This window comes from Lactobacillus colini (assembly GCF_017874575.1).
GTDB lineage: Bacteria > Bacillota > Bacilli > Lactobacillales > Lactobacillaceae > Lactobacillus > Lactobacillus colini.
The window spans coordinates 1-1023 of record NZ_JAGGLU010000034.1; the positions used below are offsets into that span (position 1 = coordinate 1).

Sequence of the window (1023 nt, forward strand, 5' to 3'; positions counted from 1 at the left end):
AAGCGCATTAAGAGCCTTATGCTTATCAAATGCTTTATTAAGCATCGAAAGCACTAATTCCATATCTGGATGTCTAGAAATAGAATAGGCAACAATATCTCCACCACAGCCATCTAGGATCGGTGATAGATAGAGCTTCTCACCATTTAAATGAAATTCAGTAATATCCGTATACCACTTCATATTTGGTCTAATGGCAAAGAAATTGCGCTTAATGTGATTTGGTGCAATTTTGCCAATCGTTCCTTTATAGCTTGAATATTTTCTCTTATTGCGTTTTCTGCCTTTTAAGCCAAGTCTTTGCATAATCAATCGTACCTGTTTAAGTGTGGTCTCCCAACCTTCTCTAGCAAGCTGCAAGAAGACTCTGCGATAGCCATAGCGTTGTTTATGATGATCAAAGATCTCTTTGATCTTCTGTGTAAGCTCAGGATGCTTGTCTTCTTTAGCCGGCTTTGAAATCGTGTAGTAATAGGTACTCTTGGCAATCTGCGGCAGGTCAGGAGACTCTGCGATAGTTTCAAGGATGTATTCTAAACTGACCTTGAAGATTTGCCTTAGTTCAGTGATTGCTTGAGCTATTTCTTCGGTGGTTTCTGATCCAAGGCGTTTAGTTTTTTTACGTAAGCATTGACAATACGCAATTTTAAGTTTTCTTCTTCTAGCTGCTGGATCTTCTTTTCTAGTTCTTTGCGTGACTTCTTTTGGTTCATGGGAAGGGCGTCGTCCTTTCTTCTTGATAACGACATTATACCCATTTTTCTTGTATTCGCGAACCCAATTGCTTAACATTCCATTACTTCTTAAACCTAACTCCAAAGAAAGCTCAGTAAGGGATTTAGTTCCTAATAATAATTTTTCAATTGCGTCTTCTTTAAATTCTTTAGAGAAGACTTCATTTGATTGATCATAGATTCCAATCCCATAGCGATCAATTAAGTTAATCATATAAGCAATGCCACGATTATTTAACTTCCAATTCTTAGAAATTTGAGTAATAGAAATCCCTTCAAATTTCCATTG

Annotated in this window: 1 protein-coding gene; it reads right to left on the reverse strand. The window is 37.0% G+C overall.

What is annotated here, in order from left to right; translation table 11 throughout:
* A partial coding sequence (locus J2Z60_RS10855) for an IS3 family transposase (protein ID WP_245328816.1) occupies positions 1-1023 on the reverse strand: 1023 nt, incomplete at both ends.